This window comes from Paracoccus laeviglucosivorans (assembly GCF_900182695.1).
Taxonomy (GTDB): Bacteria; Pseudomonadota; Alphaproteobacteria; order Rhodobacterales; family Rhodobacteraceae; genus Paracoccus; species Paracoccus laeviglucosivorans.
Window position 1 is genome coordinate 1 of sequence record NZ_FXTK01000051.1, and the last position, 7650, is coordinate 7650.

Sequence of the window (7650 nt, forward strand, 5' to 3'; positions counted from 1 at the left end):
ATCGTGAACCCGGCCGCGCAGGAAGATCCCAACAGCCCCATCGCCGGGATGCCGGTCCTTGAGGTCTGGAAGGCGAAACAGGTCTTCGTGTCGAAACGCGGTCAGGGCACCGGCTATTCCGGCATCGAGAACCCGCTGTTCTACAAGGACAACACCCGGATGTTCTATGGCGACGCCAAGAAGTCCATCGACGCATTGCTGCCCATGATCGACTGACCTGAAGTGCAGTCGCGTGCCACGGAGCTTAGGCTCCAGACCCATTGATTTCAGGTTTTTCGTGTGATTCAGGCTCTGCAAGGAGACTGATCGATGAGCAACCTTTACTGGCTTTCCGAGGCGCAGATGGCGCGTTTGCAGCCGTTTTTCCCCAAGAGCCATGGCAAGCCGCGCGTTGATGACCTCCGTGTCCTTAGCGGCATAATCTTCATCAATCGCAATGGCTTGCGGTGGTGCGATGCGCCGAAGGAATACGGACCGGTCAAGACTCTCTACAACCGTTGGAAGCGTTGGAGTGACAACGGGGTCTTCGCCCGGATCATGGTCGGCCTAGCCTCGGAAAGCGCCGAGCATAAGACCATCATGATTGACGCGACCTATCTCAAGGCGCACCGCACGGCATCGAGCCTGCGGGCGAAAAAGGGGGGCGCGGCCGTCAGATCGGGCGAACCAAAGGTGGCATGAATACGAAGCTGCACGCCGTTACCGATGCGAAGGGACGGCCGATCGGGTTCTTCATGTCGGCCGGCCAGGTCAGTGATTACACCGGCGCAGCGGCTCTGCTGGGCAGCCTGCCGAAGGCGGGCTGGCTGCTGGCCGACAGAGGCTATGACGCTGATTGGTTCAGAGAAGCTTTGAAAGACAAGGGTATAAAGGCATGCATCCCCGGCCGAAAGTCCCGCAAAAAGGCCGTCAACTATGACAAGAGGCGCTACAAACGGCGCAACCGCATAGAGATCATGTTCGGACGCCTGAAAGACTGGAGGCGCGTTGCCACGCGATACGACCGGTGCCCAGAAACCTTCTTATCCACGATCATGCTCGCTGCGACCGTCCTCTTCTGGCTATGAAACTCAATGAGATGCCGTAACGGGGCCTGCGTCGCGACCCGCCCGTTACTGTTGCAAGATCGAGGGCAAAGTGGCGCCATTCCCGTATCGGATCCACATGGAGGACTGCGGGATGAAGCTGTTTGTCGGGCTGGATGTGTCGCTGGAGAAAACCGCGATCTGCGTGATCAGCGAGCATGGGAAGATCGTGAAGGAGGCGCAGGTGGCCAGTGAGCCCGAAGCGCTGTCGTGCTGGATCCGCGACCAGGACGGCGCAATTGCCGCCGTCGGGCTTGAGGCTGGCCCCTTGTCGCAGTGGCTGCATCGCGGGCTGTCAGATGCGGGACTATCTGTCGTTCTAATGGAAACAAGACAGGTAAAAGGCGCCCTGAAGGCCATGCCGATCAAGACGGACCGGCGGGATGCAGAGGGTATTGCACGTCTGCTTCATCTTGGTTGGTTCCGACCCGTTCATTGCAAATCGGTTTCTGCACAGGAGGTTAGAGCGGTGCTCAGCGCTCGTAAGGCAGTGCAACAAGGGTTTATTACGCTGGAAATGTCACTGCGCGGGCTGCTGCGGAACTTCGGGCTCAAGGTTGGCACCATATCCCGCGGCAGGTTCGAACAACGTATCCGCGAACTGGCGGCGGGCAACCCGATGCTGGAAGCGGCAACCGATCCCATGCTTCGCGCGCGCTCGGCGCTGCGGCGAGAGCTGGCGGGTCTTGAACGCAATGTCCGTCAACTCTCCCAGGAGGATCCAGTCTGTCGTCGGCTGATGTCGATGCCCGGGATCGGCGCCGTGGTGGCGTTGACCTATCGATCTGCTGTCGATGATCCCGCCCGCTTCACATCCTCGAAGAAGGTCGGACCGTGGGTCGGCCTGACGCCGTCTCGCAACCAGTCGGGTGAGCGCGACGTCTCGGGAGGGATCACCAAGGCAGGCGACGTCAACCTTCGGCGCGCGCTATGCCAGGCGGCAACCGTCATGATGCATCGTGGACGGGCGAACTGGCTGCGCACCTGGGCGGCAAAACTCGCGCGCCGTCGTGGTGCCAAGCGCGCGATGGTTGGGCTGGCCCGCCGCATCGCCGTGATCCTGCACCGGATGTGGAAGGATGACACCGACTTCCGTTTTGACATTCCCGTGCTTCATGCCGGCTGAAGACACAGATTCCAGACTGCTGCCCGACTGATCGCGGGCCTTTGAGGTCCCCACGGGACGCGGTTCCGGTGATGCCGTGCTCAGGACTGATGCCGATCCTATCGAGCACGCCAATGAGATGGGCACATCGGAATTGCATTGAACCAGCATCATGTTGGCAGCCACAGCGCTGACCACGGACCGAAGCATGCACCCGGGTCGATCTCAGGCGAAGGCCGCCGAACAGGGAAGCAGACCACTTTGTCAAAGCACAAGGCCGCGCGCCCCGGCGGCACATCCCGTATGCGCAAAACCGCTTGACTGGGACGACCCCGTTACCGAAGTCTGGAGCCTAATCCGCTCGAACGCGATGCAATCGGCTCGCTGATCCGCAAGCAACGTCGAGGTGCGAATAGGCGACAAACAGCGCCGCCCTTATTCAGGGCGGCGCTTCAAGCGGTCGGCTAGCCGAAGTCCCAAAGGGGAACCGACCCCTTGTTCCCGGTTACTCGGCGGCGAACTGATTCATGGTGTTGGCGTGACCACCGGCTTTCAGCGCACGCTCGCCTGCGACCATTTCCTTGAACGCGTCGCCAAGGTCTGAACCTACCTCGTGCTGGTGCTTGACCGCACTGATACCCCGACGGATTTCTTCGCGCTGGACGGTCGCGACATAGGCCAGCATCTTTTGCTCGCCGAAATAGCCGCGCGACAATTCGTCCATCGACTTGGCGGTCAGATGGAAAGTCGGCAGCGTGATCAGGTTGTGGAACACCCCCGCGCGGGCCGAAATGTCGGCTTGGAAGCGTTGCAGGCGGGCATCTGCCTCGCGGCCCAGATCGGTCGCGTCGTAATCGGCCTTCATCAGGGCGTTGTCTTCGGGGTAATCTGCCGCGGTAATACGCCCTTCGGCAAGCCATTGCGCCCGCACCTGTTTGCGCAGGTTCAGCGTCCAGTTGAAGCTGGGCGAGTTGTTATATGTCAGCTTGGCACCCGGCACTTCCTTGCGGATTTCATTCACCATCCCGGCGATTTCATCCACATTCGGCGTGTCGGTTTCGATCCACAACAGATCCGCGCCACCTTGCGACAGAACCGCGATGCAATCCTCGATCACGCGCTGACGCCCGGTCCCGTCGCGGAACGGGAACAGCCCGTTGGCCAGCCGCGCAGGCTTGACGAATTCACCGCCTTGGAACAGCGCCAATTCGCCTTCGCGGATCGGGTTGGCTTCGGTAATCTGTTCGGTTTTCAGCCACTTGTTGTATTCCCAGGCCAGATCGCCCGGTTGCTGGCTGACCGGCACTTTTTGCGTCAGGCCCGCGCCAAGGCTGTCCGTGCGTGCCACGATGACGCCATCGTCCACGCCCATCTCCTCGAAGGCCAGACGGCAGGCGCGCAGCTTTTCGATGAAGTCTTCGCGCGGCACGGTGACCTTGCCGTCCTGATGGCCGCACTGCTTGGCGTCCGAGACCTGATTTTCGATCTGCAACGCGCAAGCCCCGGCCTTGATCAGCTCTTTGGCCAGCAGATAGGTCGCGTGTTCGTTGCCGAAACCGGCATCGATGTCGGCGATGATCGGCACGACATGCGATTCAAAACCGTCGATCGCGGCAATCGCTGCATCGCGCTCGGCATCGGTTTTGGCCGCCTTCAGCACCTTGAACAGGTCGTTGATCGCCACCTCATCCGCCTGCCGAAGCGAGACGTAGATTTCGTTGATCAGTTCGGCCACGGCGGTTTTTTCATGCATCGACTGGTCGGGCAGATGGCCCCAGCGGTTGCGCAGACCGGCGACCATCCAGCCTGACAGATAGACATAGGTTCCTTTGGCCGTGCCGCGCATCCGCTTGACCGATTTGATCATCTGCTGGGCGTGAAAGCCCGACCAGCAGCCCAGCGATTGCGTGAATTTCGACGTATCGGCGTCATAGGCCGCCATGTCGGCGCGCATCACCTTCGCCATGTCGCGGGCGATGTCCAGATGCGTGTCATAGCTGTTTTGCAGCCGCAGCTGCGCGATGTCATCGACCGACACGCCACCCGGTGTAGCCCCGGAGGGGTAGCGGGACTGCACTTCGGCGCGGATTTCCAGATAAGTCTTGCGGCGGGTCATGTTACGTCCTTTCAGGGTTGGTTTGGTCGGCATGCGCGTCAGTCCAGCGCGTTCAGCACCGCATAGGCGGGCGTGGTAATGAAATCGGGCAGGGTCGGGGCGGTCACGGCGTCATGGATGATGCGGGCCGCGCTGGCGTAATGGCCGCGGTGGAAACCGTTTGGGCCGTGGCGGTCCAGCAGGCGCAGGATCTCGGCCTGGATCAGCTCGCCCATCCAGTCGGTGGACATGCGGCGTTCACCTTCAGGCAAAGCGACCGCCGTGCCGTGGCGCAGCCATTGCCACAGTTGCGCACGGCTGATTTCGGCGGTGGCCGCGTCCTCCATCTGGCCCGCGATCGGCACAGCGCCGCGTCCCGACAGCCATTGCGCCAGATATTCGACGGCGACCGCGATATTGGTTTCCACGCCCGCCAGCGTCACCGCGCCCTGATGCGGGCGCAGCAGCATGGCGGGTTCGATCCGCCATTCCTGACGCGGTTTGCGGATCTGGTTCGGGCCGGGCATCTGGTCATCGAAGACGGCCTGCGCGACCGGGATCAGATCGGGATGCGCGACCCAAGCGCCGTCGAAACCCATCCCGACCTCGCGCAGCTTGTCGGCGCGAACGTGGGCAAAGGCGGCCTCGTTGGCTTGGCTGTCGTTCTGGACCGGGATCGCCGCCGACATGCCACCCATGGCGTGGATGCCGCGCCGGTGACAGACCTTGACCAGCCGCGCGGCATAGGCCGACAGGAATGCCTGATCCATCGTGACCCCGGCCCGGTCGGGCAGGACATGGGCTGCGTGATTGCGCAACGTCTTGATATAGCTGAAGGTATAATCCCAGCGTCCGCAGTTCAGGCCCGCGATGTGGTCGCGCAGTTCCCAGATGATCTCGTCCATTTCGAACGCGGCGGGCAGGGTTTCGATCAGCACCGTCGCCTTGATCGTGCCCTGCGCCAGCCCCATGCGGTCCTGTGCAAAGACGAAGACCTCGTTCCAGAACCGCGCCTCGGCATGGCTTTCCAGCTTGGGCAGGTAATAGAACGGGCCGCGCCCGGTGGCGGCCAGCGCGCGGCCGCAATGAAACAGCGACAGCCCGAAATCGAACAGCGCGGCCGAGACGGGCTGCGCGCCGATCAGCACGTTCGCCTCGGCCATGTGCAGCCCGCGCGGGCGGACGATCAGCAGCGCCGGATCGGGACCGACGCGATAGGTCCTGCCGTTCGCCTCATGCTCCAGCGTGCCGTCGCGATAGTCGATCAGGTTGGCATGGCCCGCGACGATATTGGGAAAGCTGGGTGCGGTCGCATCTTCGAAATCCGCCATGAAGACCCGCGCGCCGGAATTCAGCGCATTGATCATCATCTTGCGATCGACGGGGCCGGTGATTTCCACGCGGCGGTCGGCCAGTTGGGGCGGGACCGGGGCGGCCTGCCAGATGCCCTGTCGGATTTCGCGCGTCTGCGGCAGATAGTCCGGCATCTCGCCCGCGTCGATCCGCGCCTGACGGCGGGTGCGGGCGACCATCAGCGCATGCAGGCGCAGGCCGAACCGGTCCTGCAATTCGGCGACGAAGGCCAAAGCCTGCGGCGTCAGCACATGGTCCCCGGCCGCGACGCGGCGCAGGACTGCGGGTGGCATCGCGGTGGCATTACGATCAAGCGGCATCTGAACCTCCCTGTGCCCGACTCGTTGTAATGTCACTGTAGTAATGTCATGCTGCAGGTGCAGTATCTGCGTGCAAGCATTGGGTGTGGCGGTCAGTTGCGTCACCGCAACCCTGCCAGTTTTGTAAGGTTTGTCACATGAGCCAACGCGGCGAGAAACTGATCATCGGCCAGCGCCTGCGCGTGCTGCGCCAATCCTTGGGCCTGACGCAGGCGCAGATGGCCGCGCAGCTTGACGTGTCGCCCAGCTATGTCACCCTGATCGAGGCGGATCAGCGCCCGGCTTCGGCCCGCTTCCTGATGAAACTGGCCGAGGTCTATGACCTGAACATCGCCGAGCTGGCCCCATCGACCGACGCCCAGCTGGCGGCTGATTTCACGGCGGCGCTGAAGGATCCGGCGCTGGATGCCGGCGGCCTGTCCCGGACCGAAATCGAGGCGGTGCTGCAAGCCAGCCCCCGCATCGCCGCCGCCTTCGTGCGCCTGCATGACAGTCACCGCGAGGCGTTGCTGCGTCCGTTGGCCGATGAAAATCCCCTGACCGACCGCGACAAGGTCGAGGTGCTCGAGGGCAGTTCACGCTCTGTCGATGCGGTCCGCAACTGGTTCTATGCCCAGCACAATTATGTCGACCCGCTGGACCGCGCCGCCGAGGCCATGGCCGACACGCTGGCCATGCACCGCAACGAGGCGCTGATGGTCCTGACCAACCGCCTTGCCAGCCACGGGATCACGGTGCGTATCCTGCCCTTGCATGTGATGGGTGACCAGTTGCGCCGTTACGACCCGCACCGGGGCGAACTGATGCTGTCCGAACTGCTGGGTCAGGCCAGTCGCCGCTTTCAGATCGGCGTGCTGCTGGCGCGGCTGGAACAGGACGCGCTGATCTCGGATCTGGCCGCTAGGTCCGGACTGGCAGATCCCGCTGCGGTGTCGTTGCTGCGTGTCAGTCTGGCGAATTACTTCGCGGCGGCGCTGATGATGCCCTATGGCCGGTTTCTCGCTGCCTGCGAATCCGCGCGCTATGACTTGGAATTGCTGGGCCATCGCTTCGGCGCCAGTTTCGAACAGACCGCGCATCGCATGTCGACGCTGCAACGCCCCGAGGCGCGGGGCATCCCGTTCTTTTTCGTGCGCGTCGATCAGGCGGGCAATATCTCGAAACGCTTCAGTGCCGGGCGCTTTCCGTTTTCGCGATTTGGCGGCACTTGCCCGCTATGGAACATCCACGCCGCGTTCGAGATGCAGGGCCGCGTTCAGACGCAGGTCATCCGCATGCCGGAAGGGGCCAGCTATTTCTCGATCGCGCGGACGGTGACGCGGGCGGGGGGCAGCTATAACGGCCCGGCGCAAAAGCTGGCCATCGGGCTGGGCTGCGACGTGTCCTATGCGCCGCGCCTGATCTATGCCGACGGGATCGATCTGGAGCGCACACGGCCCGTCGATATCGGCCTGAACTGCTATTTGTGCGAAAGACCCGACTGCGCCGCCCGCGCACACGCCCCGATCAACCGCCGGCTCAAGGTCAACGAACGCGAACGCAGCCTTGCGATATTCGAATTCGAGGGCGGCGCCGTCTGAACGGTCATGCAGGCTGTTGTTTTTGCGCGCGCACTTCATCGGCTATGGCGTGCAGCATATCCGACGGTTGCTGGCCGATGATGCTGTAACCGACGCCGTTCGCGACCCATGC

Annotated in this window: 6 protein-coding genes; 4 read left to right on the forward strand and 2 right to left on the reverse strand. The window is 62.8% G+C overall.

Going from position 1 to position 7650, the window contains the following annotated elements:
* The 3 genes from FN835_RS20640 to FN835_RS20650 form a co-directional block, all read left to right on the forward strand.
* Window positions 1–216: NAD(P)(+) transhydrogenase (Re/Si-specific) subunit beta (locus FN835_RS20640; protein ID WP_142661891.1), on the forward strand; the 216-nt coding region annotated here is incomplete at its 5' end.
* Between the two features lie 93 nt (window positions 217–309).
* Window positions 310–1067 (forward strand): IS5 family transposase gene (locus FN835_RS20645; protein WP_142665118.1). Its coding sequence is split into 2 segments (ribosomal slippage): window positions 310–631 and window positions 631–1067, totalling 759 coding nucleotides; the frame shifts between segments, so codons are not numbered across the junction.
* Between the two features lie 112 nt (window positions 1068–1179).
* A complete protein-coding gene (locus FN835_RS20650) occupies window positions 1180–2211 on the forward strand; it encodes an IS110 family RNA-guided transposase (RefSeq protein ID WP_142665119.1) in 1032 nt (343 codons plus the stop codon).
* A gap of 484 nt (window positions 2212–2695) precedes the next feature.
* Here FN835_RS20650 and FN835_RS20655 read toward each other — a convergent pair whose 3' ends face one another.
* Both FN835_RS20655 and aceB read right to left on the reverse strand, forming a co-directional pair.
* Window positions 2696–4306, reverse strand: coding sequence for an isocitrate lyase (locus tag FN835_RS20655; RefSeq protein ID WP_142665120.1), 1611 nt, complete (start codon window positions 4304–4306; stop codon window positions 2696–2698).
* A gap of 38 nt (window positions 4307–4344) precedes the next feature.
* On the reverse strand, window positions 4345–5958 hold the full coding sequence (aceB, locus tag FN835_RS20660) for a malate synthase A (RefSeq protein ID WP_142665121.1): 1614 nt from the start codon (window positions 5956–5958) through the stop codon (window positions 4345–4347).
* 137 nt (window positions 5959–6095) lie between these two features.
* Between aceB and FN835_RS20665 the strand changes: the two genes are divergently transcribed.
* Window positions 6096–7538, forward strand: coding sequence for a helix-turn-helix domain-containing protein (locus FN835_RS20665; RefSeq protein ID WP_142665122.1), 1443 nt, complete (start codon window positions 6096–6098; stop codon window positions 7536–7538).
* Window positions 7539–7650 lie beyond the last annotated feature (112 nt).